The following is a 26,851-nucleotide window of genomic DNA, read 5'->3' as shown; positions in this document are numbered from 1 at the left end:
CTCACCGTTCCGTCGTGGCGGCGACCGGGGTGTAGTCGCCCAGGCCGATCCAGCGGTCGCGCACCGCCTTGTAATAGGCCGTCATGTCATAGATCTGCACCGGCAGGGCCAGGTCCTTCGCCGTCAGCCGCCCCACCGCCGCCGCAAGAGAGTAGGAAGAGGTCACGTTGCTCGCCAGCGCCTGCACCAGCGCCACGCGGTTGTTCAGCAGCTCCTGCTCCTGGTTCAGCACGTCCAGTGTGGTGCGGCTGCCAACCACGGCCTCGCGCTGCACGCCGTCCAGCGCGATCTCGGCGGCGCGGATGGCGGCGCGGTTGCCCTCGACGGTGGCACGGTTGCTCACCAGCGTTTCCCAGGCGGAGGTGGCCTGCTGGCTGGCCGTGCGGCGCTGGTCGTCCACCACCTGCCGCAGCCGCGAGGCATCCTGCCGCGCCGCGCGCACGGTCGCGTATTCCGACCCGCCCTGGTACAGCGGCACGGTGACGTTGGCGGTGAACTGCCCGCCCGTGAAGCGCGTGCCGTCGGCATTGGAATTGTCGGCGCGGTAGCCCTGGGCCTGCACGCTCGCCTGGGGCAGCAGCGCCGACATCTGCACGTCGATGAAGTCGCGCCCCGCGGCCTCGTCGAACAGCGAGGCCACGACATTCGGGTTGTTGACGGCGGCCATCTGGCTCGCCTCCTGCGAGGAGCGCACCGGCGCCTTCAGCGGCTGCGGCGCGGTCAGCCGGTTCGGCACCATGCCGATGACCTGCTGGAACACCGCCCGCGCGCTCTGCAACTGGCCTTCCGCCGTGGCACGGTTGGCGCGCGCCGCGGAAAGCCGCGATTCTGCCTGAGCGACGTCGGTGCGGGTGATCTCGCCGACCCGGAAGCGCTCGTTGGTCGCGTCGAGCTGGCGCTGCAGCACCTGAACGTTGTTGATGTTCAGGCGCAGTTCCTCGGAATAGAGGATCATGTTGACATAGGCGTTGACCGCCTGCTGCAGCACCTGCTGCTCCGTGGCCAGGAGCCGGGCGCGCTGCGCCAGGACCTGGTTCTCCGCCCGGCGGGTGGAGGCCACGGTGCGGCCGCCGCGATAGATCGGCTGCGTCGCCGTCGCCGCCAGGGTCATCGTGTCGCGGGTGACACGGCTGTAGTAGGAGACGTCGTTCTGCCGGGTCCGGGCCGTGCCCTCGACATAGCCGGCGGCGCCGCTCAGGGACACGGTGGGCCGCCAGCCCGCCAGGGCCTGCGGCACGTTCTCGTCCACCACGCGCAACTGAGCGCGGGCCGTCTGCAGCGTCGGGTTGTTGGCATAGGTCTGCGCCAGGGCTTCCTGCAGCGACTGTGCCTTGGCCGCGGCGGGAAGGGCGAGGGCGGTGGCGAGAGCGAGGGTGAGGCGTCGTGACATCGGCACCGGAACTCCTTGCGCGGGCCCGAAGGCCGGGCGCCCAGGTCTCGAGGGATGGTTTCGCCGGAGCCTAGACCGCCCTGCCTTCCCATGGCCAGAAGAGCCGTCATCCGCAGGGATGGTCGCGGACGGGCGGCGGCGGGGATCGGCGGGAAGGCCGGCGGGCCCTGGCGGGCGGTGAACCGGCCCCGCCTGGCGGGCCCGGTCCGGGCGGGGATCTCCGGCGGGCTTCCCGGCGGGGGTCCCCCCGGGCGCCCGCCGCCGGGCCAAACGGCCCCTGCCGTCAGGCGAAGACGAATCCGGCGGGCGCGAAAAAGCCGGGCAGCCGCTCCGTCTGGCAGTCGAAGGCGGGCACGGCGGAGAAGGCGCCGCCGGTGCGGCGGCCGAGCACAGCACGGCCGGCCTGGCCCTCGGGCCGCAGCACGGTCACGAGTCGCCCGCCCTCGGCGAGCTGCGAGGAGATGGCCTCCGGCACCTGGGGCACCGCCCCTTCGATGAGGATGGCATCATAGGGCGCGGCCTCGGGCCAGCCGGCGGCGAGATCGCCCCGCTCCAGCCGCAGGCACAATACGGGCAGCCCGCCCAGGGCGTGGCGCGCGATGTCGATCAGGCGCACATCGGATTCCAGCGCGACGACCTCGGCCCCCATCTCGGCCAGGACCGCGGCGCCGTAGCCCGTGCCGGCGGCGACCACCAGCACGCGCTCCCCCGCCCGCGGGTTCAGAAGCTGGACCAGCCGCGCCAGGGCCATCGGCTGCATCAGGAAGCGGCCCTCGCCGAGCGGCAGGTCGCCATCCACCATGGCACGGTCCGCCATGCCCTGTGGCACGAAGCGCTCGCGCGGCAGTGTCAGCATGGCGTCCAGCAACCGCGCGTCGGTCACCTTGTTGGGGCGGACCTGCCCATCCACCATGTAACGGCGCGCCTCGACGTAATCCATGCCGCTTCCGGACCCCCTGCTGGTCGTCTGTGCCGCCGCTTATAGGTCGGCGGGTGCATGTGGCCAAGCCTACAGCCGCGAATGTATCAGCTTACCGCCCCCACCCCCTGGACAGGACGGTGCCCGCCCCGTAGATGGGCGGCGTGGCTCCGTGCCCGAGTGGTCAGGGAGCGGTCTGCAAAACCGTGTACGGCGGTTCGATTCCGCCCGGAGCCTCCACACCCCTTCCATCCTGAATACCGGAAAATCAGCCCACTGGGCGTGATTCCTGCTGGTTTGCGCGAAGCGTTGGGCAGGTATTCCGGCGATTTCCGGGTTGTTTGAAAAAATCTGTCCCCCCTGTCTTGCGGGCCCCGCCGCCCTCGGATAGATGAGCCCCACCACGGCGATCCCCGATAGCTCAGCTGGTAGAGCACGCGACTGTTAATCGCTAGGTCGTTGGTTCGAGTCCAACTCGGGGAGCCATCTTTCTCCTTACATCCTGATGCGGCGGCGGTGCGGGAAACTTCCCCGGATCGGGGCACGCCTCACGGCTTTCGCTGCCTCGGCATCCCAGGCGCGCGGCACCTCCCCACCTTTCCCCGCGCCCTCCTCCCTCGGCACCGCCAGGGACCGCCCGCAACGGATGCGGCGCGTGGCTGTTGAACCGGCACTCCCCGGAGGGCCGGTCCGTCCGGGACGCAGCCAGGAAGCCGCCATGCCCAAGCCTGTCCGGAAGGAGGTTTTCCCGCCTGCCAGGGTCCGCCGCTACCTCGAACCCGGCCCGATCGTGCTCGTCTCCTCCCACTGGCAGGGGCGGGACAACATCATGACCCTGGGCTGGCACATGATCATGGAGTTCTCGCCCTCCCTGCTCGCCTGCATGATCTCGCGCGGCAACCACAGCCACCGGATGATCCGGGAGAGCGGCGAATGCGTGGTCAACCTGCCCACCACCCGCCTCACCGACGAGGTTGTCGGGATCGGCAACTGCTCCGGGGCGGGGACCGACAAGTTCGCCGCCTTCGGCCTGACCGCCGAGCCGGCCAGCGAAGTCCGGGCGCCGCTGATCGGCGAATGCCACGCCAGCTTCGAATGCCGGCTGCACGACGACGCGCTGGTCGGGAAATACGACCTCTTCGTCTTCGAGGTGGTGAAGGCGCATGTCGCCCCTTCCCCCCGGCATCCGGAAACGCTGCACTATACGGGGGACGGCGTCTTCATGGTGTCGGGCCGGATCATCAGCCGCCGACCGCTGTTCCGGCCGGAGATGCTCTGACCCGGCGCGGGCGGGTCGCTTTTCGCAGCTGTTTTCTTCGTGTTGTCATGATCCCGGCGCTGGCGCGGCCGGGCCTGTCATGCAGAATCCGGCCATGCTCCGCGAACAAATCCTGACCAATGCCACCCTCGTCCTGCCCGATTGCCTGCTCGACGGCACCATCCTCCTCCGCGACGGGCTGATCGCGGAGATCGCCCCGGGCCGCAGCCAGGCGCCGGGCGCGCTGGACCTGGAGGGCGACCACCTCATCCCCGGCATCATCGACCTGCACACCGACAACCTGGAGCGCCAGGTCCTGCCGCGCGCCGGGGCGCGCTGGCCCTCGCGCTCCGCCATGCTGTCGCACGACGCGCAGACCGCGGCCGCCGGGGTGACGACGGTCTTCGACGCCCTCTGCGTGGGCGACATCAACACGACCGGCGGGCGGCACCGGACCTTTCTGGACGGGGTGGCCGACCTCGCCTCCCTCGGCCTGGCCGGCGTGCTGAAATGCGACCACTTCCTGCATTTGCGCTGCGAGTTGCCGGCTCCGGACATGGACTCGCTGCTGGCCGAGGTCGCCTCCCATCCGCTGCTGCGCTTCGCCAGCCTGATGGACCATGTGCCCGGCGTGGGCCAGTTCGTGGACATGGACCGCTACCGCGCCATGAAGCGGCGGGAGGGGATGAAGGACGCGGAGATCGAGGCGCATATCGAGGCGATGACCGCGCTGCGCACGGCGAATGCCGCCCGCAACCGCGCCGCGCTTCTGGATACGCTGGGCGGGCGGGTTCCGCTGGCCGCGCATGACGACTGGTGCGCCGCCGAGGTCGCCCGGAACCATGCGGACGGTATCCGGGTCAGCGAGTTCCCGGTGAACCATGAGGCCGCCCGCGCCGCCCGCGCGCATGGCATGGACGTCATCGTGGGCGCTCCCAACCTCGTGCGCGGCGGCAGCCATTCCGGCAATGTCGCGGCCATCGACCTGGTGCGCGAAGGGCTGGCGGACTGCATCGCCAGCGACTACGTGCCCCCCGCCATGCTGGAGGCCGCCTGGCGGCTCGGCCTGGGGGAAGGCATCAGCCTCCCCGCCGCGATCGCCCTGGTCACCGCCAACCCCGCCCGCATGGCGCTGCTGGACGACCGCGGCAGGCTGGAGCCCGGGCTGCGGGCCGACATGGTGCGGGTGCGCCCCCTGCCCGCTTCGCTCGCGCCGGCGGGCACCGCGCTGCCCATGGTGCGCTCGGTTTGGTTGGCCGGGGAGCGCATCGCGTGACGCCGCCTTCCGCCGAGACCGCCCGTGTCGCCCTCTACTGGGCGCCCGAGCGCGACGACCCGCTGCACCGCCTCGGCGCCTCCTGGCTCGGGCGCGACCCGGAAACCGGGGCCACGCTGGAACAGCCGCCTGTCCCGGGCTTCGACCTGGCCGAGGCGACGGCGGATGCGCGGCTCTACGGCCTGCACGCCACGCTGAAGGCACCCTTCCGCCTCGCCACCCCCTATGCGGAGTTCCGAGAGGGGGCGATGGCGCTGGCGGCGCACCTGCGCCCCTTCACCCTGCCGCCGCTGGCGCTGGAGAATTTCGGCGGCTTCCTGGCGCTGCGGGAATCGCAGCCCTCGGCGACGCTCCAGGGCTTCTGCGATGCCTGCGTCGAAGCGCTGGACCGCTTCCGCGCCCCGCTGAACGAGGCCGAGATCGCCCGCCGACGCCCGGAACGGCTGGAGCCGCGGCGCCGCGCGCATCTGGAACGCTGGGGCTATCCGGATGTCTTCGGGGACTGGAAGTTCCACGTCACCCTGTCCCGGCGCCTCTCGGAGCCGGAGGTGGCCCTGGTCCGTCCGCTGCTGGAAGGCCATCTGGGCGATGTTCCGGCCCGCCCGCGCCCGGTGCGGGAGCTCTGCATCTTCACCCAGCGCGCGCCCGGCGCGCCCTTCCTGATCGCGGAGCGGCTGCCGCTGCTCGGCTGAGGCGATTTCGTGCCCCATCCCTGCTGACGCGGCGCGGGGCGCGGGTCTATGACTCGGGGCCATGTTCACCACACGCCCCGAGATCGCCGGCACCTTCGGTGCCGTCGCCAGCACGCACTGGATCGCGAGCCAGGTCGGCATGGCCGTGCTGGAGCGGGGCGGCAACGCCTTCGACGCCGGCGCGGCTGCCGGCTTCACGCTGCAGATCGCCGAGCCGCACCTGAACGGCCCGCTCGGCGACTGCCCGATCATCGTCCACGATGCCGCCACCAGCACGCAGAGCGTGATCTGCGGCCAGGGCGTGGCCCCGGCGGCACTGGATGTGGCGCTGGTGCGGGATTCGCTGGGGCTGGACCTGATCCCCGGTACGGGTCTCCTGCCGGCCATGGTGCCGGGCGCCTTCGATGCCTGGGCCACCATGCTGCGCGACCACGGCACCTGGCGGATCGGCGAGGTGCTGGAATTCGCCATCGGCTATGCCATGCGCGGCATCCACTACGTGCCGCGCATCTGCGCCACGGTGCAGACCATGCGGCCGCTCTTCGAGCAGGAATGGCCGACCAGCGCTGCGCTCTGGCTGCGCGACGGCGGGCCGAAGCCGGGCCGGCTCTGGGCGAACCCGATGCTGGGCGAGACCTACCGGCGCGTGGTGCGAGAGGCCGAGGCCGCCGGCCCGGACCGCGTGGCGCAGATCGATGCCGCCCGCCGCGCCTGGTACGAGGGCTTCGTGGCCGAGGCGATCGACCGCTTCGTGCGCGGGACCGAGGTGCTGGATGCCTCCGGCCGCCGCAACAGGGGCGTGCTGACCGGGCAGGACATGGCGAAGTGGCGCGCCCCGGTGGAGGCGCCCCTCGCCCTGGACTACGGCGATGTGCGCGTCCTGAAATGCGGCGCCTGGAGCCAGGGGCCGACCCTGCTGCAGACCCTCGCCCTGCTGCGCGGCTTTGACCTGGATGCCACCGAGGCCACCGGCGAGGAATTCGTGCATCTGGTGGTGGAGGCGATGAAGCTCGCCTTCGCCGACCGCGAGGCCTTCTACGGCGACCCGGACTTCGCCGCGGTGCCGATGGAGACGCTGCTCTCCGAACCCTACAATGCCGCGCGCCGGGCGCTGATCGGGGCCGGGGCGTCGCTTGATTTCCGCCCCGGCTCGCCGGACGGGATCGCGCCGCGCACCGACTACGCCGCCGCCGTGGCCCGCGCCGAGGCGGCGCACGAGGCGCTGGGCGGGGGCGAGCCGACCGTCTCGCGCCTCGGCGCCTCGGGCGGCGACACCTGCCATGTCGATGTGGTGGACCGCTGGGGCAACATGGTCTCGGCCACGCCTTCGGGCGGATGGCTGCAATCCTCCCCCGCCATCCCGGAGCTGGGCTTCTGCCTCGGCACGCGCGGGCAGATGTTCTGGCTGGACGAAACGCTGCCGAACGGGCTGCGGCCGGGCAAGCGGCCGCGCACCACCCTCTCGCCCTCCATGGCGCTGCGCGACGGCAAGGCGTGGATGAGCTTCGGCACGCCGGGCGGGGAGCAGCAGGACCAGTGGCAGCCGATCATGCTGCTGCGGATGCTGCATCACGGGCTGAACATCCAGCAGGCGATCGACGCGCCGGCCTTCCACACGGAGCACTGGGTCTCCTCCTTCTGGCCGCGCGGTGCGCGCCCGGGGAAGGTGGTGCTGGAAGGCCGCTACGACGCCTCGGTCGCGGCGGCGCTGACGGCGCGCGGGCACAGGGTGGAGGTCGGGCCGGACTGGTCGGAGGGGCGGCTCAGCGCCGTCCGCCGCGAGCCGGACGGGCAGATCCTGGCCGGCGCGAATCCGCGCGGCATGCAGGGCTACGCGGTCGGCCGCTGACGGCTCCCCTGGCGCGTCCCGGCCGGGTGCAAGGGCGGCTGGATCCTGGCGCCCTATCCCCGCGCCGCGTCGGAGCGAAGATAGGCGAGCACGGCTTCCGTCACCATGCGCCGCTGCGACGCCGCATCCGCCGGATCGTCCAGGGCCATGAACGAAGGATCAGCCGAGAGGAAACAAGAATGAGCGGGCCTACAGAACACGAGCCGCATGCCCGGCACCAATCCAAGAAGGCCGCGGCCAGCGGCTGGATCGGCTCTGCGCTCGAATATTATGACTTCTTCATCTATGCCACCGCCGCGGCGCTGATCTTTCCGCAGATCTTCTTTCCAGCCGGCAACCCCACCGTGGCCATCGTCGCCTCGCTCGCCACCTATGGTGTCGGCTATGTCGCGCGCCCGATCGGTGCCTTCGTGCTCGGCCACATGGGCGACACCATCGGCCGCAAGCGCGTCCTGATCTTCTGCATGTTCCTGATGGGCATCTCGACCATGCTGGTCGGCATCCTGCCCACCTATCATCAGGTCGGCATCCTGGCCCCGGTGCTGCTGGTGATCCTGCGCCTCGTCCAGGGCTTCGCCGTGGCGGGCGAGATCTCGGGCGCCAGTTCCATGATCCTGGAGCACGCGCCCTTCGGCCGCCGTGGCTTCTACGGCAGCTTCACCCTGCAGGGCGTGCAGGCGGGGCAGATCCTGGCCGCCGCCGTGTTCCTGCCGCTCGCCCATTACATGCCGGCCGAAGCCTTCCAGAGCTGGGGCTGGCGCATCCCCTTCCTGCTCAGCTTCTTCGTGATCGTGGCCGGCTTCATCATCCGCCGCGAGGTCGAGGAAACCCCTGCCTTCACCGAGGAGGAGAACAGGAGCGGCCCGCCGCGCGCGCCGATCAAGGAGGCCTTCCGCGAGAGCTGGCCCGATATGATCCGCGTCGTCTGCATGGCGCTGATGAACGTGGTCCCGGTCGTGGCCACGGTCTTCGGCGGCGCCTATGCGGTGCAGGCCGCCTACGGGATCGGCTTCCACGCGGATGTCTATCTCTGGATCCCGGTGCTCGGGAACATCCTGGCCGTACTGGTGATCCCCTTCGTCGGCAACCTGTCCGACCGGATCGGCCGCCGTCCGCCGATCCTCATCGGCTCGCTCGGCGCCGGGCTGCTGTCCTTCGGCTACCTCTATGCCATCAGCATCCACAACGTGCCGATGGCGATCGTCATGTCGCTGTTGATGTGGGGCCTGGTCTACCAGGGCTACAACGCCATCTTCCCGAGCTTCTTTCCGGAGCTCTTTCCGACCCGCACCCGCGTCTCGGCGATGGCGATCTCACAGAACATCGGCACCACCATCACCGCGCTGCTGCCGGCGCTCTTCGCCGCCATCGCGCCGCCGGGTTCGCCCAATATCCCGCTGACCATCGGGGCGGTCACCCTGGGCATCACCGCCATCGCGGCCATCGCCGCCTGTACCGCGCGCGAGACCTACCGGATCCACATGAACGACCTGGGACAGGCGAATGCCCAGCCAGTGGAGAAGGGCCGCTACGACGAACTGCGGCTGCAGTCGATCAACGCGACCCTGGCCAAGGGCTGAAGCGATCCGGCCAGGACGGAAGAGGGCCGGCGGAGTGATCCGCCGGCCCTCTTCCTGTGTTCAGGCCTTGCTCACGCCCCAGAAGAGCGGGAACGGCGCCTTGGCCACACCCTTCAACCCACTCTGCCAAGCGGAATAGCCCAGGAAGAAGCCGGTCGGGACATAGGTCACGAGGTCCATGGAGCCGGCATTGATGGCATCCATCGCCACCTTCTCCGTGGCGAGGTCCGGCGCGTCGAACCAGCGCGCGATATCCGCCTGCACCTTGTCCGACTTCGGCCAGCCGAACCAGGCGCTGTCGCCGCTGGCATCGATGCCCTTGTAGGGAGCCGGGTTGATGCAATCGACGCCGGAATGCCAGGAGAAGAAGATGTTCCAGCCGCCCTGCGACGGCGGCGCCTTGCTGGTGCGGCGGGAGCCGACCGTGCCCCAGTCCAGCGCCTGGTAGTCCACCTGGAAGCCCAGCTTCTTCAGCACCTCCGCCGTCACGTCGCCCTGGGCCTTGGTGATCGGCACGTCGGAGGCGACCAGCATCGTCACCTTGGCCCCGGCATGGCCCGCCTCGGCGATCAGCTTCCTCGCCGCCTCGATCTGGCGCGGCCCCTTCAGCCGCTCCGCCCCGGCCTCGGTGTAGAGCGGCGTGCCGGGGGTGAAGAAGCTCGGCAGGCGCTTCCACAGCGCCTCGTCGTCGCCGACGATGGCGCGCATGTAGTCCTCCTGGTCCACCGCCATCTGGAGGGCGTGGCGCACGCGCACGTCGTCGAAGGGCGGCTGCAGGTGGTTGATTCGCATGGCGCCGATGTTGCCGAGCGGATCGGCGATCCCGACGCTCAGCCCCCGCGCGCCCTTGAGCACCGGCACGAGGTCGGCAATCGGGTTCTCCCACCAGTCGATCTCGCCGCTCTGCAAGGCGCCGGCGGCGGTGCCGGGGTCGGGCATGGTGATCCATTCCACGCGGTCCAGCAGCACCTTCTTGCCGCCCGCCAGCCAGTCGGACGGTTCCTCGCGCGGCTGGTAGTCGGGGCTGCGCTCGAAGACCGCCTTCGACCCGGCCATCCACTCGTCACGTTTGAAGCGGAAGGGGCCGGAGCCGACATATTCCTTGATCTGCTGGAACGGATCGGTCTTCGCGATCCGCTCCGGCATGATCACCAGCAGCGGCGTGTTGCTCTTGCCCAGGGCGAAGAGCAGCTTCGGGAAGGGCTTGTTCAGACGGAAGCGGAAGGTGCGGTCGTCCACCGCCTCCAGCGCGTCCAGCCGGGCCTTGATCATCTGGCCCATCGTGTCACGGACCATCCAGCGGTTGACGCTGGCCACCACATCGGCGCTGCGCACCGGCTCCCCGTCATGGAACTTCAGGCCGGGACGGAGGCGGAAGGTCCAGGTCCTGAAGCCGTCCGCGACCTCGTGCCCCTCGCACATCTGCGGCTTCGGCTGCAAATCCGCGCCAAGGCCGTAGAGCATGTCGAAGACCATCAGCGCGCCGTTGCGCACCACGAGCTGGGTGCCGGCCACGGCATCGAGGTTCGGCAGGTCGGCCTGGGGCACGAAACGGAGCGTCCTGCTCCCGCCGCTGCCCTGGGCGCGCACGACATGCGGCGTGGCGAGCATGGCCGTGGCCACGGCCACCCCCGTGCCCTTCAGAAGATCCCGACGCTGCATTGCTCTTCTTTCCTCGCGGAACGGAAAACTGCCCAACGACGGGGCAGTCACCGGCAGGACATAGACCAACCGCAGGGAAATGCCCATAGACAAGGCGTTACCGGATGGTTTCCGGCCACCATGCCCAAACCAGGGTCAACTGTCCTGGACACGAGCAATCGGTTTTTCCTCGCCTCCGCCCTTCCCGCGCCGTGCCATGGCGTTCATCTTCCCGCGCGACGGAGGATGCGATGCGCGCGATCTTTGTGATGATCAAATGCGAGATGGGACTGTCCTACCGCGTGGCGCGGGAGATGGTGGACGGCATCCCGGAGCTTTCGGAGATGCACTCGACCTCCGGCCAGTACGACCTGCTGGGAAAGTTCTATCTCGAACCCGGCCAGGATATCGGCCTCTTCGTGGTGGAGCGCGTGCAGACCGTGCCGGGGGTGAAGGACACCTACACGATCCAGACCTTCAACGCTTTCTCGGCCTGAGGCCCGCGCGGCCTCAGCCACCCAGTTCGCGGCGATAGAGGTCCAGCGTCGCCGCATCGAAACAGGCGAAGATCACCTCCAGATCCCCGTCCTCCAGCGCCTGGCGCACGGTGGCCACGGCGATCCGCGCCGCCGGGCCCGGCGGATAGCCGTAGATGCCGGTGGAGATCGCCGGGAAGGCGATGCTCCGGCCACCCGCCTGCCGCAACAGGGCGATCGAGTTCCGGTAGCAGGCGGCCAGCAACTCCGCCTCGCCCGAGCCGCCACCATGCCAGACCGGCCCAACCGTATGGATCACATGCCGCGCCGGCAGGCGGAAGCCGGGTGTGATCCGCGCCTCCCCGGTCGGACAAGGTGCCAGCGCCCGCGAGGCGCGGACCAGCTCCGGCCCGGCGGCGCGGTGGATCGCCCCGTCAACCCCGCCGCCGCCGGCCAGGGCCCTGTTGGCCGCGTTCACGATGGCATCGACCGCCAGGGTGGTGATGTCCGTCTGTTCCGCCTGCATAGCCATGTCTCGCCTCCTGTCGTGTCTTCCCGGAACCGGGAACCGCGGCGGTGACCGGCCCGCCGGATGTGTCAATTTCCGCCACTTGGCGATGATTTTTGTTGCACTGCAAAGAGCGCCGGGGCAGGCGAGCACATGATGCTCCGCCACGCCTTTTCCCTCCGGCGGCGCGAACGGAAAGACCGCGCATGAGAACAGCCCCTCCGGCCCAGGGCAGCAGCCTGCCCGCCCTGGCCTCCGTCACGACGCTCTTCTTCGCCTGGGGTTTCGCGACCTCGATCATCGACACGCTGGTGCCGATGGTGCGCTCGGTCTTCTCGCTCAGCTTCACCGAGGCGATGCTCACGCAGTTCGCCTTCTTCCTGGCCTATGGCATCGTGTCCCTGCCGGCCGCGCTGCTGGTCGGGCGGCTGGGCTACCCACGCTCCATCGTGCTCAGCCTGGGCATCATGATCCTGGCCTGCCTGGGCATGCCGCTCGCCACCTCGCTCGGCCATTACAGCCTGGTGCTGGCCAGCCTCTTCGTGCTGGCCTGCGGCATCACCATCCTACAGGTCTCGGCCAATCCGCTCTGCGCCCATCTCGGCCGGCCGGAGGATTCGCATCGCCGCCTGACCTTGTCCCAGGCCTTCAACTCCCTGGGTACGGTGGCCGGCCCCCTGGTCGGTTCCGCCCTGCTGCTGAGCGGCGGCGTCTTCGCGCTGGGCGACGGCGCCACCGGCCCGACCACCGAGCAGGTCGCCCAGTCGCTCCGCCGGATCGACACGCAGTTCCTGGGCATCGCCGCGGGGATCGCCCTGCTGGCCGCCCTGATCTGGGCCATGCGGCGCCAGCTGGAGCGCCATGGCGGCGGGGCGGATGAGGACCAGGGCGGCTCGGTGGCCCAGGCCTTCCGCTCCGCCTGGGCCATCTTCGGCGCGGTGGCGCTCTTCCTCTATGTCGGGGCGGAGGTCTCGATCGGCGCCGCCATGATCAACCTGCTGGAACAGCCGCAGATCCTGAACGCCCCGGCGGCCACGGCCGGGCACCTGCTCTCTCTCTACTGGGGCGGCGCCATGGTCGGCCGCTTCATCGGCAGCGCCGTGCTGAGCCGGGTCGAGGCGGGCAAGCTGCTGGCCGCCGTCGCGGCGGTGGCCGGGCTGCTCTGCGTCGCGGTCAGCGGCAGCACGGGCCTGCCGGCGGCGGTCTGCGCCCTGTCGATCGGGCTGTTCAACGCGGTGATGTTCCCGACGATCTTCACCCTGACGCTGGAGCGCTCCTCCGCCCCGCCGGCCGCGACCTCCGGCCTGCTCTGCATGGCCATCGTGGGCGGCGCGGTCGTGCCGCTGGCAACCGGCCTGCTCGCCGACCATGCCGGGCTGAGCATCGCCTTCCTGGTCCCGGCCGCCTGCTATGCCGGAATCGCGATCTTCTCGGTCACCGGGCTGATGACCCGGGCCGGGGCATCCGCCCGGAGGCGCGACGCCGTCGCCACGGCGCACTGAACCGGACGGCCCGGGGGAAAGGGCGCGCCCTCCCCCGGGTTCCGCATCACCCCTCGCCCGGCCTCAGTAACCCAGGGCGATGCCATCCTTGCGCGGGTCGGAGGCGCCGATCAGCACGCCGCGCTCGTGGTCGATCAGGATCGCCTGGCCGCCGCCATGCGGACTGTGGATCGGGCAGCAGGAATGGCCCATGCGCTGCAGCTTCTCCACCAGCTCCATGGGAATGCCCCGCTCCACCTGCACCTTGCCGCCCAGCGGGAAGAGGCGCGGCAGGTCCAGCGCCTCCTGCGGGTTCAGGCCGAACTCGAAGTGGTTGGCGAGGAAGAGCGTCTGGCCCATCGGCTGGAAATGGCCGCCCATCACGCCATAGGGCATGAGCGCGCGGCCGTCCTTCATCACCATGCCGGGAATGATCGTGTGCATGGGGCGCTTGCGCGGCGCGATGCAGTTCGGGTGCCCCTCCTGGAGCCGGAAGCCGAAGCCCCGGTTCTGCAGCATCACGCCGCTCCGCTCCGCCAGGATGCCGGAGCCGAAGCCCTCGAAGAGCGAGTTGATGAAGGAGCAGGCATTGCCGTCCTTGTCCACCACGCAGAGATAGACGGTGTCCTTGTGCCTCGCCCAGTCCGCCTCGCCCGGCGGGGGCAGTTCCGGCAGGGCGCGGTCGTCGCGGATCTGCGCCCGGATCGCGTCGGCATAGGCCCGCGAGGTCAGGTGCCCGACCGGCACCTCGGCCTGGGAGGGATCGGCGAGGAAGGCGTCACGGTCGCGATAGGCGAAGCGCGCCGCCTCGATATGGCGGTGCATGCGTTCGGCGGAAAGCGGGCCGCCCGGCGGGGCCTCGAAGCCGCCCAGGATGTTCAGCAGCATCAGCACCAGCATGCCGGAGCCGTTGGGCGGGCACTGGTAGACCTCCATGCCGCGCCATTCCGTGCGGATCGGCTCGACGAACTCGGCCACCGCCTGCCCGGCGGCGAAATCCTCCTCCGTATGCGTGCCGCCCGCCTCGCGCAGGGTGGAGACCATGTCGGCCGCCACGGCACCGGTGTAGAAGCCGGCCGCACCCTGCTTCGCGATCGCCCGCAGCGTCTCCGCCAGCTCCGGCTGGCGGAACACGTCGCCGACGCCATAGGGCTGGCCGTCCTTCAGGAAGCGCCGGGCCGTGGCCGGGTGCTTCCGCAGCTTCTCGGCGGCGAGCTCCCAGTCATGCGCCACGCGCGGCGTGACCGGATGGCCTTCCTCCGCCCACCGGATCGCCGGTTGCAGCACCGCGTCCAGCCCCAGCTTCCCATGCGTGCGGGACAGCAGGTCCCAGGCCGAGACCGCGCCCGGCACCGTCACCGAATGGGCCGAGGTGTTGACCATCGCCGTCAGCCCGGTGGCGCGCAACGCCTCCGGCGTCGCACCGGCCGGGGCGCGGCCCGAACCGTTCAGCGCCACCACCTTGCCGGTGCCGGCCGGGGCGTAGAGGCAGAAGCAGTCGCCGCCGATTCCCGTGCTCTGCGGCTCGATCACCGCCAGCACCGCCGCCGCGGCGATGGCCGCGTCCATCGCATTGCCGCCCGCCCGCAGGATATCGACCGCCGCCAGCGTGGCGGCGGGCATCGAGGTGGCCGCCATCCCATGGGTGGCGATGGCCGGGCTGCGGCCGGGGCGGTGGAAGTCACGGTTCACGGCGGGGAATGCTCCTGGCAACGAGCCTGGCGTCGGGCCGCCGGGATGCGGCCGCGCATGTCGCGGCGGACGCTGGCACGGCCCCCGCGCGACGGCAACCATGCAGGCCGCGTGCCGCGGCCTCTTCCGCTGCCGGGCAGGCTCGGCTAGGCACGGGGGCATGGACGCAACGGCGACGATCGAAGACTTCACGAAGCTCGACATACGCACCGGCACCATCGCCCGGGCGGAAGCCTTTCCGGAAGCCCGCAGGCCCGCGATCAAGCTCTGGGTCGATTTCGGCCCGGAGCTCGGGATCAGGCAGAGCTCCGCCCAGATCACCGTGAACTACGATCCCCATGGCCTGGCCGGGCGCCAGGTCATCGCCGTCGTCAACTTCCCGCCCCGCCGTATCGGCGGCTTCGCCAGCGAGGTTCTCGTGCTCGGCGTGCCGGACGAAAACGGCGATGTCGTTCTCCTGCGCCCCGACACGCCCGTGCCGGATGGCGCCCGCATGTTCTGAGGAACCGGTCCATGGCCGTCCCCCGCTACTACACCGTCTCCTGGGACCAGCTGCATCGCGACGGCAAGGCACTGGCCTGGCGCCTGGTCGACAAGGGCCCGAGCGGCGGCCCCTGGAACGGCATCGTCGCCATCACGCGCGGCGGGCTGATCCCCGCCGCCATCGTGGCGCGCGAGCTGGACTGCCGCCTGATCGAGAGCGTCTCCGTCGTCACCTATGACGAGGAGGAGCGCGGCAAGCCGAGTGTCGTGAAGATGCCGGAGGCGGCCGGCGACGGCGAGGGCTGGCTGATCCTCGACGACCTCGTGGACACGGGCACCACCGCCCGGGTGGTGCGGGGCCTGCTGCCCAAGGCGCATTTCGCCACGATCTACGCCAAGCCGGCCGGCAAGCCGCTGGTGGACACCTTCGTCACCGAGGTGAGCCAGGACACCTGGATCCTCTTTCCCTGGGACACCGAGCCGCAGTTCGTGGCCCCCATCGCCAAGAGCGCGAAGGCCTGACCCTGCCTGTCCCCAGCAGGCCTTTCACGCAGTCCTGAAAGGCGGGTCCGTTCGGGGGCCCGCCTTTCGCTTTTCCGGGTCCGGGGGTCTTTCCGGGCCGGGACAGCGGGGCGGCCGACGGCGTTGCTGGCGTATTAAAAACTTTCGTGAGTTTAAAAATTATCTCATAAGATGGACAAATCTTGTGTATCGTTTCCCGGCTAGCTTCCGCTATAGCCACGATCCATGATGAAAACGGGTCAGGAGGATGGTCCTGGAGCCAGCCTCTTCCCCAAGGAAGACACGAAAAGGAGAGCAATGGTCGCCCCCCTGATCACCGTTTCGGTCCCCACCTACCGGCGCCCGTCCCTGCTGCTGCAGTGCCTGCGCTCCGTCTTCCAGCAGAACTACCGGCCGTTGGAGATCGATGTCAGCGACAACTCCTCCACCGACGAGGCGGAGCAGCTGATCGCCGGCCTGACGCCGCCGGAAGGGATCACCATCCGCTACTGGCGGAACGTGCCCGCCTCGAACCTGGTGGGCAACATCAACAAGCTCTTCGCCGAGGCGCGGGGCGAGCGGCTCCTGGTGCTGCATGACGACGATGCCCTGCTGCCCGGGGCGATCGAGGCGCTGGACGAGGCCTATCGCTCCTCGCCCGACGTGATCTGCGCCTATGGCATCCAGGAATGCATCACCCCCTTCGGCATGATCTCGCCAAAGGACACCGAGACCCACAGCAAGGTGGGCAACCGGACCTCCGAGTACAGCGGCCTGCACTACGACCTGCTGGTGCGCGCGCTGTGGCGGCAGGTGCCCTGCGACGGCTTCCTGATCGACACCCGGGCGGCGCGCCAGATCGGCTACCGCAGCATGGAGCTGGTGGGGCTGCAGCTCGACACGGATTTCGGCATCCGCCTGTCGCAGGCCTTCCCCGGCAAGGCCTTCTATTTCGTGGACCGGAAGACCTCGCTCTACCGCCTCTCCCCGGAGGGCCTGCGGGAAACGGGGGCGAATGTCAGCAGCAAGATCTACGACGTGCTGGAAGCCCTGCCGAACCTTTCCCCCGCCGAGATGGCGGCGCGGGACCGGCTGATGCACCAGATCGCCGCCGAATCCGTGGTGGAGCACGCCATGAGCCGGCGGCGGAAGAAGGCGCTGCACATCTTCTTCTCCCGCTACTACCGCCAGGGCCAGAGCCTGATGAAGTCGGCCTATCACCTGGGGCTGATCGCCACGCCCAGGCTGCGTGCCGTGCGCTATATCCGCTCGGCCTGACCCCGCCCACCGGCCGCGCGGCATCCGCCCGCGGCCGGTGCCGACCCCAGACCGGCGCACCAGCCGGCGCCGCTACCCGGCGACGGTCTCGGGCGAGACCAGCACCTTGTCCACGCGCCGCCCGTCCATATCCACCACCTCGAACTGCCAGCCGGACCAGGCGATCCGGTCGCCCTCCTTGGGCACGCGCTGCAACAGCGCCAGCAGCAGGCCGGCCACGGTGTGGTAGCTGCCCTCCTGCGGCAGGGTCGGCAGGTCCAGCCGCGCCTTCAGCTCGTCCGACGGCATCATGCCATCCACCAGCAGGGAGCCGTCATGGCGCTCGACGGCGCCCTCGGCCGGCTCCGGCTCCGGCTCCGCTCCCAGTTCGCCGACAATGGCCTCCAGCAGGTCCGAATCCGTGACGATGCCCTCGAAGGAGCCGTACTCGTCCATCACCAGCGCCATGCCGATCTTGTCGGTGCGCATCCGCTCCAGCGCATCCAGCGCCGGCAGGGTGTCGGGCAGGACCAGCGGCTGGCGCATCGCCTCGGCCAGCGAAAGCGGGTGGCCGGCCAGCAGCTCGTCCAGCAGGTCCTTCACCGCGACCACGCCGACCACGTTGTCCACCCGGCCATCGGCCACGACATAGCGGGACACGCCGCCCTCGCGCACGCGGGTCCGCAGCTCCTCCGGGGTCTCGCTGCGATCCAGCCAGACGACCTCGTTGCGCGGCGTCATCAGGGCACGGACCGGCTTGTCGGCAAGGCGCAGCACCCGCTCGATCATCTGCCGCTCCTCACGCTCCAGCGCCCCGGCCTCGGCCCCCTCCGCCACCACGGCCTTCACCTCCTCTTCCGTCACGGAGGTGTCGGTGGGCTGGGTGGCGCCGAGCATCCGCAGCACCAGGGCGGAGGAGGAGGAGAGCAGCCAGACGGCAGGCGAGGCGATGCGCGAGATCAGCAGCAGCGGTGCGGCGAGGCGGCTCGCCACCACCTCCGGGTTCCGCAGCGCCAGGGTCTTGGGCACCAGCTCGCCCAGGATCAGCGAAAGATAGGTGATGAGCAGCACCACCACGCCAAAGGCGATGTCGTCCGCATAAGGCGCGAGGAGGGGCACCTTCGCCACCAGCGGCTCCGCCGTGGAGGCAAGCCGGGCGCCGCCGAAGGCGCCCGCCAGGATACCGACCAGCGTGATGCCGATCTGCACCGTGGGCAGCATCCGCTCCGGGTTCTCGGCCAGGGACAGGGCGGTGGCGGCTCCCTTCACCCCGTTCTTCTGCAGGCCTTGCAGGCGCGCCCGGCGGGAGGACACCACCGCGAGCTCGCCCATCGCGAAGACGCCATTCAGCAGCACCAGCAGGATGATGATGCCGATTTCGATCAGGACGGACATGATGGCGCATCTTGTAGGGGAGGATGACGGCCAGCGATAGCGCCATGCCGTTTCGGCGCCCGTTTGTTCCGCCGCGAAAATGCCCCATTTGCGGCCGACCCGCGCCGCAGGAACGGGCGTTCATGGTCGGTGAGACGCGGCCCCGGATTCGGCCGCGCCGTCCGGAACGGCCGGGCGGCGCGTCGCCCGGGACGGGGGCCGCAAGACGCCGGACACAGCATGAACGCGAGCCCGATGGGACAGGACTGGCCCCCCCGCCCGGCCACCCCGCCCGCTTCCACCGCCAACCCGCACCCGAGCCGCACGGACCGCCCCGGCCGCGGCCTGTCACGGCAGGCCGCCACGCTGGCGGTACTGGCGCTGGTGGCGGTCGCGCATCTGGGCGCCTGGTGGGCCTGGAACCGGCCGGTCGCCATGCCGGATTTCACCGGGCGGGTGGAGGGCTTCGCCTTCGCCCCCTACCAGCGCGGCCAGAGCGCCGAGGGCGACAACCAGCCGAGCGCGGCCGACATCCTGCGCGACCTGCGGCGCGTCGCCCCGATGACGGACCGCATCCGCACCTATGCCGCCTCGAACGGGCTGGAGCGCATCCCCGACCTCGCATGGCAGGCCGGGCTCGACCTGCGGGTCACCATGGGCTCCTGGCTGGACAAGCGCCTGGACCGCAACGCCGCCGAGATCCGCAACCTCGTCCAGACGGCGCGCGAGGCCCGCAACGTGGACCGCGTGCTGGTCGGCAACGAAGCCATCCTGCGCGGCGACCTGACCGTGCCGCAGCTCGTCGGCTATATCCGCCAGGTGAAGCGGCAGGTGCGCCAGCCCGTCTCCACCGCCGAGCCCTGGCATGTCTGGGTGGACCATCCGGAGCTGGGCCAGGCGGTGGACTTCATCACCATCCACCTGCTGCCCTACTGGGAGGGGCTGCCGGTCGATGACGCGCTGCGCTTCTCCATGGAGAAGTATCAGCAGGTGAAGGCGATGTTCCCGAACAAGCCGGTGCTGATCGGCGAGATCGGCTGGCCCTCCGACGGCGTGGCCCAGGGCGCGGCGCGGGCGAGCCGGGTGAACCAGGCGATGTTCCTGCGCAAGTTCTTCCGCATCGCCGACCGCGAGAACCTCGACTACTTCGTCATGGAGGCCTTCGACCAGCCCTGGAAGGCCAGCTTCGAGGGCCGGGCCGCCGGCTACTGGGGCATGATGGACCTCGACCGGCAGGAGAAGTGGCCGCTGACCGGCGCGGTGCAGGAGAATCCCGGCTGGGCCGGCTGGGCGCTGGGCGGCAGCCTCGCCGCCTTCCTCGCCAGCTTCTTCTTCCTCGCCCGCCGCCCGGACATCCGCCCCGCCGGCAAGCTGATGATGGCCGGCCTTGCCCAGCTCGCGGTGACCGGCGTGGTCGCGGTGGTGCTGGCGATGTCGGAGACCTACCTCTCCCCCGCCGCCGCCGTGGTCTGGGGCGCGCTGATCCTGGGCCAGCTCCTGCTGCTGGCGCTGCTGCTCTCCGACAGTTTCGAGCTGGCGGAAACGGTGTTCGGCCGTGTCGCGAAGCGCCGCTGGCCCGCTTTGCCCGCCGCCGACACCGCCACGATGCCGAAGGTTTCCCTGCACCTGCCGATCTGCAACGAGCCGCCGCAGATGGTGCGCCAGACCCTCGATGCTCTGGCGGCGCTCGACTACGAGAATTTCGAGGTGCTGGTGGTGGACAACAACACCACCGACCCTGCGGTCTGGGAGCCGGTGGCCGAGCATTGCGCGCGCCTCGGCCCGAAGTTCCGCTTCTTCCATCTCGGCCGGTGGCCGGGCTTCAAGGCGGGCGCGCTGAACTTCGCCCTGCGCGAGACCGCGCCCGATGCCGCGGTGATCGGCGTGCTGGACAGCGACTACCTCGTCCGCCCCGACTGGCTGCGCCGCATGGTGCCCTTCTTCGACCGCCCGGAGGTCGGCTTCACCCAGTCGCCGCAGGACTACCGCGACGGGCACGAGGGCTGGTTCAAGCGGATCATGTTCTGGGAGTATGCCGGCTTCTTCAAGGCGGGCATGGTCACGCGCAACGAGCGCAACGCCATCATCCAGCACGGCACCATGACGCTGATCCGGCGCTCGGCGCTGGAAGGCGCGGCCGTGGACGGCAAGGCCTGGGCGGAATGGTGCATCTGCGAGGACAGCGAGCTCGGCCTGAAGCTGATGCGCCAGGGCTGGGAGGCCGTCTACGTCCCCGACAGCATGGGCCGCGGCGTGATGCCGGACGACTTCGCCGCCTACCGCAAGCAGCGGCACCGCTGGGCCTTTGGCGCGGTGCAGATCGTCAAGGGCCACTGGCGCGCCCTGCTGAACCCCTTCGACCGCTCGCTGACCCAGGGCCAGCGCTTCCACTTCGTGATGGGATGGATGCCCTGGTTCGGCGACGCGCTGGGCCTGGCCTTCGTGATCGGCGGCCTGTTCTGGTCGCTGGGCCTGACCCTGCTGCCCCTGACCAACGAGCTGCACTATGCCGGGCTGCACGCCTGGGTGCTGCAGCATCTCGGCCTGGGCGAGGGCTTCTGGCTGGTGCTGCGGGCGGTGCTGCAGGGCGTGGGCCTGTCCAACGAGTTCCCGATCCTGCTCTTCATGCTGCCGAGCCTGGGGCTCTTCGCCTTCAAGCTCTTCCAGATCTGGACGCTCTATGCCGCGCGTGTCGCCTGCGGCGCGGGCGACCGGCTGGCGGCGGCGCTGGGCGGGCTGGCGCTGACCCACACCATCGGCAAGGCGGTCTGGCAGGGCTTCTTCAAGCGCCGGGCGCATTTCGCCCGCACGCCCAAGATGGAGAACGCCCCGGCCCTGGTGCAGGCCTTCGCCACCGCGCGGGAAGAGTTGATCCTCATGGGCCTGCTCTGGGCCGCTGCGCTGGGCGTTACCCTGGTGCATCGTGGCGGAACCTGGGAGGCCCTGCTGTGGACCGTGATCCTGCTGGTGCAGTCGGTGCCCTACCTGGCCGCCGTCTCCATGGCGGCGGTGGCCGCCCTGCCCTCTCCCGCCCGAGCGCAGGGCGTGCCGGGCGCCGTCGCGGCCACCTCCACGGCCGGCCATGCCGTCGCCCGCGCAGCGGCTGAATAAGCCAAGGATACGCGCCTCGGGCGGCTGGCGGGCTCCGCCGGCCGCCCGGATTCTGGGGCTGGCCGGTCTCGTGCCCTTTTTCGGGCTGGCCATGCTCTCGCTGTCCGGCGAAGCCTGGGCGCGGCCGCCGCTGCTTCTCTACGGCGCCACCATCCTCTCCTTCCTCGGCGCCATCCATTGGGGCGTCACCCTGCGGGCTCCGGAAAGCGAGGCGGGCTGGGACTGGTCCCGCCTGACGCTCGGGGTCCTGCCACCGCTGCTGGCCTGGGTCGCGCTGTTGCTGCCGCCCTACTGGACGGCCCTCCTCCTTATCCTCGGCCTGATGCTCACGGTGATCGTGGAATCCTGGGCGGCCCGCGTCCACGCCGTCGCGCCGCGAAGCTGGCTCCGCCTGCGCTGGTTGCTGTCGATCGGCGCCTCGGCCTCGCTTTTCTTTGGCGGACTGCTTCTATTATGAGATTGATTCCATAATTTGAAACGTCTATAGCGTGGTTCCTGTCCGCTCCGCTCCTTTGGAGGTCCCATGCCGGATGCCGAGGTGATCCCCTTTCCCGTCACCCCGATGCGGCGCCTCGAAAGCGCCCTGCAGAGCCTGGTCAAGGCGCAGGAGGAGCAGCGCCGGGCCGTCCAGGCCTTCCAGGATTCCGTGGCCCAACTCCGCACCCAGACCACCCTGCTGCGCGAGAGCGTGCGGGACTTCGACGAGGAGCTGCGGCAGCTCGGCCAGGAAGCCCGGCGCGCCCATGCCGCCGCCCTCACGCTGGAACACACCGCCGGGCGTCTCTGAGAGCGCCCCCGCCGCCAGAAAAGGCCAGACCGGATGGCCTGCACCCTCGGAGGGAAGCCCTTTCGCGGCAGGAAATACCGCGGCGGCGGCGTGCAGCCCCTCGCGCGGGGATGACTCCCTTTCTTCCTGGGCCTATCTCGGAGGTGGAAGCATTGTTCCACGAGGTGTGCCCCGCCATGAGCCATCCCCTGATCGCCCAGCTCGAAGCCGCCCGGATCGTGCCCGTGGTGCGCACCAAGAACACCGCCCACGCGGCCACGGCGGTCGCCTGGCTGCGGGAGACGGGCATCACCGTCTTCGAGATCACCATGACCGTCCCCGGCGCCGTGGACCTGATCCGCGAACTCGCGGCGGAGCCCGACCTGCTGGTCGGCGCCGGCACGGTGCCGGATGCTGCCACGGCCGAGGCCTGCCTCGCCGCCGGGGCGCGTTTCCTCGTGGCGCCCTGGGTCGATTCCAGCCTCGCCCCGCCCTGCCGCGAGGCCGGCGCCTGCCTGATGCTGGGCGCCGTGACGCCGACCGAGGTGCGCGCGGCCCTGGCCGCCGGGACGGATGTGGTGAAGGTCTTCCCCGCCGCTTCCGCGGGCGGGCCCGGCCATGTGAAGGCGCTGCGTTCGGTCTTCCCGCAGGTCACCTTCTGCCCGACCGGCGGCATCGATTCGCGCAACGCGCCGGACTATCTGGCGGCCGGCGCGGCCTTTGTCGGCATGGGCGGCAAGCTGGTGGACGAATCCCTGATCGCCAAGGGCGACCGCGCGGCGGTGCAGGACGCCGCCCGCGCCGCGCTCGGCATCGTGCAGGCCTGACGCGGATGGCCGCCGAACTCCTTTGCCTGGGCGAGCCGATGTGGGAGCTCAACCAGCAGTCCCGGACCGCCGACGGCCGCCCGCTCTATCTGGAAGGCCATGGCGGCGACGCCTCCAACGCCGCCATCGCCGCGGCACGGGCCGGGGCCTCGGTGGGCTTCCTGGGCGGCATCGGCCAGGACCGCCCGGGCGACAGCTTCATGGCGCTCTGGCAGGAGGAAGGCGTCGATACCGCAACGGTGCTCCGCAGCGCCGACGCGCCGACCGGGCTCTACATCGTCACGCATGGCGCGAAGGGGCACGAGTTCACCTATTACCGCAGCGGCTCCGCCTCGGCCCGCTACCGGCCCGAGGACCTGCCGGAAGATGCGATCCGTGCCGCGCGGATCCTGCACCTGACCGGCATCAGCCTGGCGATCTCCTCCAGCGCCTGCGACGCCGCGCTGCGGGCCGCCGCGATCGCGCGGGAGGCCGGGGTCCAGGTCTCGGTGGACACCAACCTGCGCCTGCGCCTCTGGCCACTGGCCCGCGCCACCGCGATCACCCACGCGGCCATCGCCATGGCCGACATCGCCCTGCCCTCCTACGACGATGCGACGCATCTGACGGGGCTGGACGATCCGGACGCCATCGCGGATTTCTACCTGAAGCTTTGCCCGCTGGTGCTGCTGAAGCTCGGCAAGGAGGGCTCCATCGTCGCGACGCGCGAGGGCCGGACCCGCATTCCCGGCCGGGTGGTCGAGGCCGTGGATGCCACCGGCGCGGGCGACACCTTCGCCGGCAATGTACTGGCACGGCTCCTGGCCGGCGACGGGCCGGAAGAGGCAGCGCGCTACGCCAACGCCGCGGCGGCACTCGCGACCACCGGCTATGGCGCGGTGGCACCGATGCCGCGGCGGGACGAGGTGCTGGCCTTCCTGAAGCAGGGCTGAAGCCGGAGCGCCTCTCCGCCCCGGTCAGGCGTCAGCCTTCGCGCAGGCTTTCCAGCCGCTGCCGCAGCGCCATGTCGTGCGGCAGCAGCTCCACCGCGGTGGCACAGGCCAGTTCCGCCTCCACCGGGCAGCCCCCTTCCTCGAAGAGCCGACTGAGATGTGCCTGGAGGCCGCCGTTCCGCGCGGCGCGCCCCATGGCATCCGCCAGCGCCGCCTCGGCCTCCCGGCGGAAGCCCGGCTCCTCCAGCAGCGCCGCCAGCGGCAGGAGGTCGCCGCCATGGCCTGTGATCTCGGCGGCAACGTCGGTCACCACGGCCCAGGGCTGGATGCCCGGCCGCAGCAGGCCCGGCGCGTTCTCCAGCAGGAGGTTCAGCTCCTCGTTGGCGCTGCCGGGGCCCTGCCAGATCAGCGCGTTCTCCGGCTGGCCGACCAGGCTCAGCGCCGCCGCCAGAAAGGAGGCACGCCGGTTGCCCAGGGCCTGCAGGGCCCGGCCCATGAGCAGCAGCCGCCCGCTCATGCCGATGCCCTCGGGTGCCGGCAGGTCCTGCCGCGCCAGGGCCATGGCGCGGCGCATGTCCCCGGCCTGGAGCGCCTCGTCCGCCTCCAGGGTCCGCAGTACATAGGCAGCCTGGGGGCCGAGCGGTGCCGGGCCGGCGGCGGCCTCCCTCAGCACCGCCATCACTTCCTCCACCGACAGCAGCCCGTCGGGCGCGAGGCCGAGCTGGGAGGTCATGGGCCGCACCGTCAGCCCCGCCCCCACCAGCCAGTCGTGCAACTCGCCATGGACTTCGCGCCAGCTTCCCTCCGTCGCCTTGCGGAAGGCGTGCGGGAAGAACCCGGCATAGATGTCCAGCGCCTCGCTGGACCCGGCGGCGAGCTGGTCGCCCGCCGCGCCCTCGCGGAAATGGTCGGTGAAGAGGTCGCGCGGGCCGGCGGAAAGGAGGAGGGGCAGGTCCACCCGGTGCAGCGCCTTGTCGGGGCGGAGCCGCAGCACGGCGTCGAAGCGCGCGCCCTGCTCCTGCTCCAGATCGCGCTTCATCACCCCGGCCTGGAAGACCTTGTAGAACTGCCGCAGCGTATAGGGGTCGGTGCCATGCGGCGCGCCGTCCGGGTGGCGCTGGCGGTTCTCGTAGAACCCGAAGGGGAAGGCATCCTCGACATGGATGCGCGCCGGGCCGACCGCCGCCTCGATGGCCTCCCGCGTCACGGTCTCGCTTTCCGCCCGTTGGGCCAGATGGCGGCGCAGCGCGGGAAACACCTCGAAGAAGCGCTGCGACTTCCATTCCGCCGGCAGGGCGCGCAGCAGGCCCGGTGGCAGCACGAGATCCAGGCGGCTGGCATTCATCGGACCGCTCACCTTCGCCCCGCGCTCGCGCCAAGTGGCGACGACCACGCTCACCTCCGCCTGCTCCCGCAGGGTACGCAGCCAGCCGAGCCCGCTCTCGAAGCGCCGCATCTGGCCGCTGAGGCATACGCAGATCCTCGGCCGCGCCGCAGTCATCCCCACCCTGTCCCATCCTCCACGATACGGCCCGTCCGTTTCCGGCGAGCGCACGCCATTGTCTTCGGCGGCCGCTGATCCACGGAACCCGCGGCTGGCGCATCGGGTTTCGTGGCAAGAACCCTGGCCGGCCGATGCTGCGGCATCGCCCCAACGGCAAGGATGCCCGCCGTTTTGGGCGTCCTTCGGAAAACATCAAGACGGCAGCGGTGGCAGGATCTCCGTCATCCGGTTGGGCGAGGCCGGCACTGGCCCTCCCGGCACCCCTCCAGCGGCGTACAGGTGACAGATGCCGCCGGGGGCTTACGCCCTCCCATCACAGTGACCATCTTGGCGGGGTGAGCAGATTCGTCGGACGGGCGCTGGGGCCGGATGGCCAGGTGGCCCATGCCCTTCCTTTCACCCCCGCCTCCATACCGCCCGTCCCGCCCCGCGTGCTGCTGGCGGCCTGGGACAGTGCGCGGGAGGGTGCCGCCCTCGGGCTGCGCGGCCCTGAGCGCGCGCTGTTCTTCGCCGCCGAGGATCGCGCGGCGCCGGATCCGGTGCGGCTGGACCTGTCCGATCCCGACGCGCGCTGCTGGGCGGAGGCGATCGACCTGACCCTTGGCCTCGGCACGGTGTCCGGCATGGCGGTGCTGCTGCGGCTGCTGGCGCTGCTGGATGCCATGGGACGCCTGCCCTGGCTGCGCGGCATGTTCGAGATCAGCGCTGGCGAGGCCGAACTCCACCCGGCGCTCCTCGGGGCGGCGGCCGAGCTCCCCCTGGACCCGGCCGCCAGACTGGACGAAACCAGCCTGCGGCGCCGACTCTCACGGCTGCCGGCCGGAGCCCGTTCATGAATTACCGATTCCTCGCCCTTGCCCTCCTGCTTCCCGTTCTGGGGGCCTGTGCCAGCACGCCCGAGCGCAGCAGCGACCAGCGCCAGGATGAGGCAAGGCTCGCCGCCTGTCGCCGCGATGCCGAGCGGGCCATCCTGTTCCGCGACCGCGGCCAGACCATGCGCAACGACGAGCTGGATGCGAGCTCCGGCGTGCAGAGCTATCTCGGCATCCGCAACCAGACGGACCGGCTTGGTGCCACCTTCGAGCGCAACCGCATGGCCGCCGCCTGCGCCCGCGACGGCGCGCCGGATGCCAGCGGTGCCGCCCAGGGCCAGGCCAATCCGGCCCCGTCCGGCGCGGCGGCACCCGCCACGCGCTGACCCGGCCGGGAGGGGGGCCGCCAGGCCTGTCGCGTCTCCGGCGACGGGCCCTTCCCCCCTGGCGATTTTCCCCGGCGATTTCCCTGGCCGCCGATCTGCTCTAGGACACCCTCCGTCCCGACCACGAGACGAGGAG

The 26,851-nt window shown here is 70.6% G+C and carries 24 protein-coding genes and 2 tRNA genes; 19 read left to right on the top strand and 7 right to left on the bottom strand.

The window, feature by feature from the left end; translation table 11 throughout:
- Position 1: 1 nt before the first annotated feature.
- Both BT98_RS0105585 and BT98_RS0105580 read right to left on the bottom strand, forming a co-directional pair.
- Positions 2-1,390 (bottom strand): TolC family outer membrane protein, encoded by a 1,389-nt coding sequence (locus tag BT98_RS0105585; RefSeq protein ID WP_019459876.1) that lies wholly within the window; start codon positions 1,388-1,390, stop codon positions 2-4.
- A 283-nt stretch (positions 1,391-1,673) separates the two neighbouring features.
- Positions 1,674-2,330 (bottom strand): protein-L-isoaspartate O-methyltransferase family protein, encoded by a 657-nt coding sequence (locus BT98_RS0105580; protein ID WP_019459877.1) that lies wholly within the window; start codon positions 2,328-2,330, stop codon positions 1,674-1,676.
- Between the two features lie 145 nt (positions 2,331-2,475).
- On the opposite strand from BT98_RS0105580, the gene BT98_RS0105575 reads away from it, so the two are divergent.
- The 7 genes from BT98_RS0105575 to BT98_RS0105540 all read left to right on the top strand — a co-directional run bounded on the left by BT98_RS0105575 (position 2,476) and on the right by BT98_RS0105540 (position 8,964).
- A tRNA-Cys gene (locus BT98_RS0105575) sits at positions 2,476-2,549 on the top strand.
- Positions 2,550-2,719: 170 nt separating this feature from the next.
- Positions 2,720-2,795: transfer RNA gene (locus BT98_RS0105570), tRNA-Asn, on the top strand.
- A 232-nt stretch (positions 2,796-3,027) separates the two neighbouring features.
- Complete coding sequence (locus tag BT98_RS0105565) at positions 3,028-3,588, top strand: flavin reductase family protein (protein WP_019459878.1); 561 nt, start codon at positions 3,028-3,030, stop codon at positions 3,586-3,588.
- A gap of 94 nt (positions 3,589-3,682) precedes the next feature.
- Positions 3,683-4,843 (top strand): alpha-D-ribose 1-methylphosphonate 5-triphosphate diphosphatase, encoded by a 1,161-nt coding sequence (locus BT98_RS0105560; RefSeq protein WP_026032988.1) that lies wholly within the window; start codon positions 3,683-3,685, stop codon positions 4,841-4,843.
- The gene (locus BT98_RS0105555) at positions 4,840-5,535 is read left to right on the top strand and encodes a DUF1045 domain-containing protein (protein ID WP_019459880.1); all 696 of its coding nucleotides are present in this window, start codon (positions 4,840-4,842) and stop codon (positions 5,533-5,535) included. The genes BT98_RS0105560 and BT98_RS0105555 overlap by 4 nt, the downstream gene beginning before the upstream one ends.
- Before the next feature lie 61 nt (positions 5,536-5,596).
- Positions 5,597-7,384: a gamma-glutamyltransferase family protein gene (locus tag BT98_RS0105550; protein ID WP_019459881.1), complete on the top strand. Its 1,788-nt coding sequence runs from the start codon at positions 5,597-5,599 to the stop codon at positions 7,382-7,384.
- A 179-nt stretch (positions 7,385-7,563) separates the two neighbouring features.
- Entirely contained in the window at positions 7,564-8,964 is a 1,401-nt protein-coding gene (locus tag BT98_RS0105540) for an MFS transporter (RefSeq protein ID WP_019459883.1), read from the top strand.
- 60 nt (positions 8,965-9,024) lie between these two features.
- On the opposite strand, the gene BT98_RS0105535 is transcribed toward BT98_RS0105540, so the two are convergent.
- Positions 9,025-10,626, bottom strand: coding sequence for an ABC transporter substrate-binding protein (locus tag BT98_RS0105535; RefSeq protein ID WP_019459884.1), 1,602 nt, complete (start codon positions 10,624-10,626; stop codon positions 9,025-9,027).
- Positions 10,627-10,856: 230 nt separating this feature from the next.
- On the opposite strand from BT98_RS0105535, the gene BT98_RS0105530 reads away from it, so the two are divergent.
- A complete protein-coding gene (locus tag BT98_RS0105530; protein WP_019459885.1) occupies positions 10,857-11,102 on the top strand; it encodes an Lrp/AsnC ligand binding domain-containing protein in 246 nt (81 codons plus the stop codon).
- Positions 11,103-11,115: 13 nt separating this feature from the next.
- On the opposite strand, the gene BT98_RS0105525 is transcribed toward BT98_RS0105530, so the two are convergent.
- Positions 11,116-11,613: an O-acetyl-ADP-ribose deacetylase gene (locus BT98_RS0105525; RefSeq protein ID WP_314209542.1), complete on the bottom strand. Its 498-nt coding sequence runs from the start codon at positions 11,611-11,613 to the stop codon at positions 11,116-11,118.
- 182 nt (positions 11,614-11,795) lie between these two features.
- On the opposite strand from BT98_RS0105525, the gene BT98_RS0105520 reads away from it, so the two are divergent.
- The gene (locus BT98_RS0105520; RefSeq protein WP_019459887.1) at positions 11,796-13,091 is read left to right on the top strand and encodes a sugar MFS transporter; all 1,296 of its coding nucleotides are present in this window, start codon (positions 11,796-11,798) and stop codon (positions 13,089-13,091) included.
- A gap of 63 nt (positions 13,092-13,154) precedes the next feature.
- Here BT98_RS0105520 and ggt read toward each other — a convergent pair whose 3' ends face one another.
- The gene (gene ggt, locus BT98_RS0105515) at positions 13,155-14,708 is read right to left on the bottom strand and encodes a gamma-glutamyltransferase (RefSeq protein ID WP_051004737.1); all 1,554 of its coding nucleotides are present in this window, start codon (positions 14,706-14,708) and stop codon (positions 13,155-13,157) included.
- A 214-nt stretch (positions 14,709-14,922) separates the two neighbouring features.
- Here ggt and BT98_RS0105510 point away from each other — a divergent pair, with 214 nt between their 5' ends.
- The 3 genes from BT98_RS0105510 (at position 14,923) to BT98_RS0105500 (ending at position 17,024) form a co-directional block, all read left to right on the top strand.
- Positions 14,923-15,264, top strand: coding sequence for a tRNA-binding protein (locus tag BT98_RS0105510; protein ID WP_019459889.1), 342 nt, complete (start codon positions 14,923-14,925; stop codon positions 15,262-15,264).
- Between the two features lie 11 nt (positions 15,265-15,275).
- Positions 15,276-15,767, top strand: a complete 492-nt coding sequence (gpt, locus tag BT98_RS0105505) for a xanthine phosphoribosyltransferase (protein ID WP_019459890.1) — start codon at positions 15,276-15,278, stop codon at positions 15,765-15,767.
- Positions 15,768-16,064: 297 nt separating this feature from the next.
- Positions 16,065-17,024, top strand: a complete 960-nt coding sequence (locus BT98_RS0105500) for a glycosyltransferase family 2 protein (protein WP_019459891.1) — start codon at positions 16,065-16,067, stop codon at positions 17,022-17,024.
- A gap of 72 nt (positions 17,025-17,096) precedes the next feature.
- On the opposite strand, the gene BT98_RS0105495 is transcribed toward BT98_RS0105500, so the two are convergent.
- Positions 17,097-18,398: a hemolysin family protein gene (locus BT98_RS0105495; RefSeq protein WP_019459892.1), complete on the bottom strand. Its 1,302-nt coding sequence runs from the start codon at positions 18,396-18,398 to the stop codon at positions 17,097-17,099.
- Positions 18,399-18,632: 234 nt separating this feature from the next.
- Here BT98_RS0105495 and BT98_RS0105490 point away from each other — a divergent pair, with 234 nt between their 5' ends.
- The 5 genes from BT98_RS0105490 to BT98_RS0105470 all read left to right on the top strand — a co-directional run bounded on the left by BT98_RS0105490 (position 18,633) and on the right by BT98_RS0105470 (position 24,013).
- Positions 18,633-21,488 carry a glycosyltransferase gene (locus BT98_RS0105490; protein WP_019459893.1) on the top strand — a complete coding sequence of 952 codons (2,856 nt, stop codon included), beginning with the start codon at positions 18,633-18,635 and terminating at the stop codon, positions 21,486-21,488.
- Positions 21,460-21,945, top strand: coding sequence for a DUF3429 domain-containing protein (locus tag BT98_RS0105485; RefSeq protein WP_079253328.1), 486 nt, complete (start codon positions 21,460-21,462; stop codon positions 21,943-21,945). Before BT98_RS0105490 ends, BT98_RS0105485 begins: the two co-directional genes overlap by 29 nt.
- Positions 21,946-22,011: 66 nt before the next feature.
- A complete protein-coding gene (locus BT98_RS0105480; RefSeq protein WP_019459895.1) occupies positions 22,012-22,275 on the top strand; it encodes a hypothetical protein in 264 nt (87 codons plus the stop codon).
- A 176-nt stretch (positions 22,276-22,451) separates the two neighbouring features.
- Complete coding sequence (locus BT98_RS0105475; protein WP_019459896.1) at positions 22,452-23,081, top strand: bifunctional 4-hydroxy-2-oxoglutarate aldolase/2-dehydro-3-deoxy-phosphogluconate aldolase; 630 nt, start codon at positions 22,452-22,454, stop codon at positions 23,079-23,081.
- A 5-nt stretch (positions 23,082-23,086) separates the two neighbouring features.
- Positions 23,087-24,013, top strand: coding sequence for a sugar kinase (locus tag BT98_RS0105470; protein ID WP_019459897.1), 927 nt, complete (start codon positions 23,087-23,089; stop codon positions 24,011-24,013).
- 31 nt (positions 24,014-24,044) lie between these two features.
- Here the strand turns inward: BT98_RS0105470 and BT98_RS0105465 are convergent, their stop codons facing one another.
- On the bottom strand, positions 24,045-25,514 hold the full coding sequence (locus BT98_RS0105465) for a hypothetical protein (RefSeq protein WP_139323252.1): 1,470 nt from the start codon (positions 25,512-25,514) through the stop codon (positions 24,045-24,047).
- Positions 25,515-25,852: 338 nt separating this feature from the next.
- On the opposite strand from BT98_RS0105465, the gene BT98_RS23375 reads away from it, so the two are divergent.
- Both BT98_RS23375 and BT98_RS0105455 read left to right on the top strand, forming a co-directional pair.
- Positions 25,853-26,353 (top strand): hypothetical protein, encoded by a 501-nt coding sequence (locus BT98_RS23375; RefSeq protein ID WP_085977391.1) that lies wholly within the window; start codon positions 25,853-25,855, stop codon positions 26,351-26,353.
- Entirely contained in the window at positions 26,350-26,715 is a 366-nt protein-coding gene (locus BT98_RS0105455) for a hypothetical protein (RefSeq protein ID WP_019459900.1), read from the top strand. The genes BT98_RS23375 and BT98_RS0105455 overlap by 4 nt, the downstream gene beginning before the upstream one ends.
- Positions 26,716-26,851: the final 136 nt, after the last annotated feature.

This window comes from Roseomonas mucosa ATCC BAA-692 (genome assembly GCF_000622225.1).
In the GTDB taxonomy this organism is placed as follows: Bacteria; Pseudomonadota; Alphaproteobacteria; order Acetobacterales; family Acetobacteraceae; genus Roseomonas; species Roseomonas mucosa.
The sequence above is the reverse complement of the archived record's forward strand: the minus strand, read 5'-3'. Positions and strand labels throughout refer to the sequence as shown.

Bases quoted from the DNA above. Each gene is read 5' to 3' on its own strand.
- BT98_RS0105585 (WP_019459876.1), bottom strand. From the start codon at position 1,390: ATGTCACGACGCCTCACCCTCGCTCTCGCCACCGCCCTCGCCCTTCCC.
- BT98_RS0105580 (WP_019459877.1), bottom strand. From the start codon at position 2,330: ATGGATTACGTCGAGGCGCGCCGTTACATGGTGGATGGGCAGGTCCGC.
- BT98_RS0105565 (WP_019459878.1), top strand. From the start codon at position 3,028: ATGCCCAAGCCTGTCCGGAAGGAGGTTTTCCCGCCTGCCAGGGTCCGC.
- BT98_RS0105560 (WP_026032988.1), top strand. From the start codon at position 3,683: ATGCTCCGCGAACAAATCCTGACCAATGCCACCCTCGTCCTGCCCGAT.
- BT98_RS0105550 (WP_019459881.1), top strand. From the start codon at position 5,597: ATGTTCACCACACGCCCCGAGATCGCCGGCACCTTCGGTGCCGTCGCC.
- BT98_RS0105540 (WP_019459883.1), top strand. From the start codon at position 7,564: ATGAGCGGGCCTACAGAACACGAGCCGCATGCCCGGCACCAATCCAAG.
- BT98_RS0105535 (WP_019459884.1), bottom strand. From the start codon at position 10,626: ATGCAGCGTCGGGATCTTCTGAAGGGCACGGGGGTGGCCGTGGCCACG.
- BT98_RS0105530 (WP_019459885.1), top strand. From the start codon at position 10,857: ATGCGCGCGATCTTTGTGATGATCAAATGCGAGATGGGACTGTCCTAC.
- BT98_RS0105525 (WP_314209542.1), bottom strand. From the start codon at position 11,613: ATGGCTATGCAGGCGGAACAGACGGACATCACCACCCTGGCGGTCGAT.
- BT98_RS0105520 (WP_019459887.1), top strand. From the start codon at position 11,796: ATGAGAACAGCCCCTCCGGCCCAGGGCAGCAGCCTGCCCGCCCTGGCC.
- ggt (WP_051004737.1), bottom strand. From the start codon at position 14,708: ATGGCGGCCACCTCGATGCCCGCCGCCACGCTGGCGGCGGTCGATATC.
- BT98_RS0105510 (WP_019459889.1), top strand. From the start codon at position 14,923: ATGGACGCAACGGCGACGATCGAAGACTTCACGAAGCTCGACATACGC.
- gpt (WP_019459890.1), top strand. From the start codon at position 15,276: ATGGCCGTCCCCCGCTACTACACCGTCTCCTGGGACCAGCTGCATCGC.
- BT98_RS0105500 (WP_019459891.1), top strand. From the start codon at position 16,065: ATGGTCGCCCCCCTGATCACCGTTTCGGTCCCCACCTACCGGCGCCCG.
- BT98_RS0105495 (WP_019459892.1), bottom strand. From the start codon at position 18,398: ATGTCCGTCCTGATCGAAATCGGCATCATCATCCTGCTGGTGCTGCTG.
- BT98_RS0105490 (WP_019459893.1), top strand. From the start codon at position 18,633: ATGGGACAGGACTGGCCCCCCCGCCCGGCCACCCCGCCCGCTTCCACC.
- BT98_RS0105485 (WP_079253328.1), top strand. From the start codon at position 21,460: ATGCCGTCGCCCGCGCAGCGGCTGAATAAGCCAAGGATACGCGCCTCG.
- BT98_RS0105480 (WP_019459895.1), top strand. From the start codon at position 22,012: ATGCCGGATGCCGAGGTGATCCCCTTTCCCGTCACCCCGATGCGGCGC.
- BT98_RS0105475 (WP_019459896.1), top strand. From the start codon at position 22,452: ATGAGCCATCCCCTGATCGCCCAGCTCGAAGCCGCCCGGATCGTGCCC.
- BT98_RS0105470 (WP_019459897.1), top strand. From the start codon at position 23,087: ATGGCCGCCGAACTCCTTTGCCTGGGCGAGCCGATGTGGGAGCTCAAC.
- BT98_RS0105465 (WP_139323252.1), bottom strand. From the start codon at position 25,514: ATGACTGCGGCGCGGCCGAGGATCTGCGTATGCCTCAGCGGCCAGATG.
- BT98_RS0105455 (WP_019459900.1), top strand. From the start codon at position 26,350: ATGAATTACCGATTCCTCGCCCTTGCCCTCCTGCTTCCCGTTCTGGGG.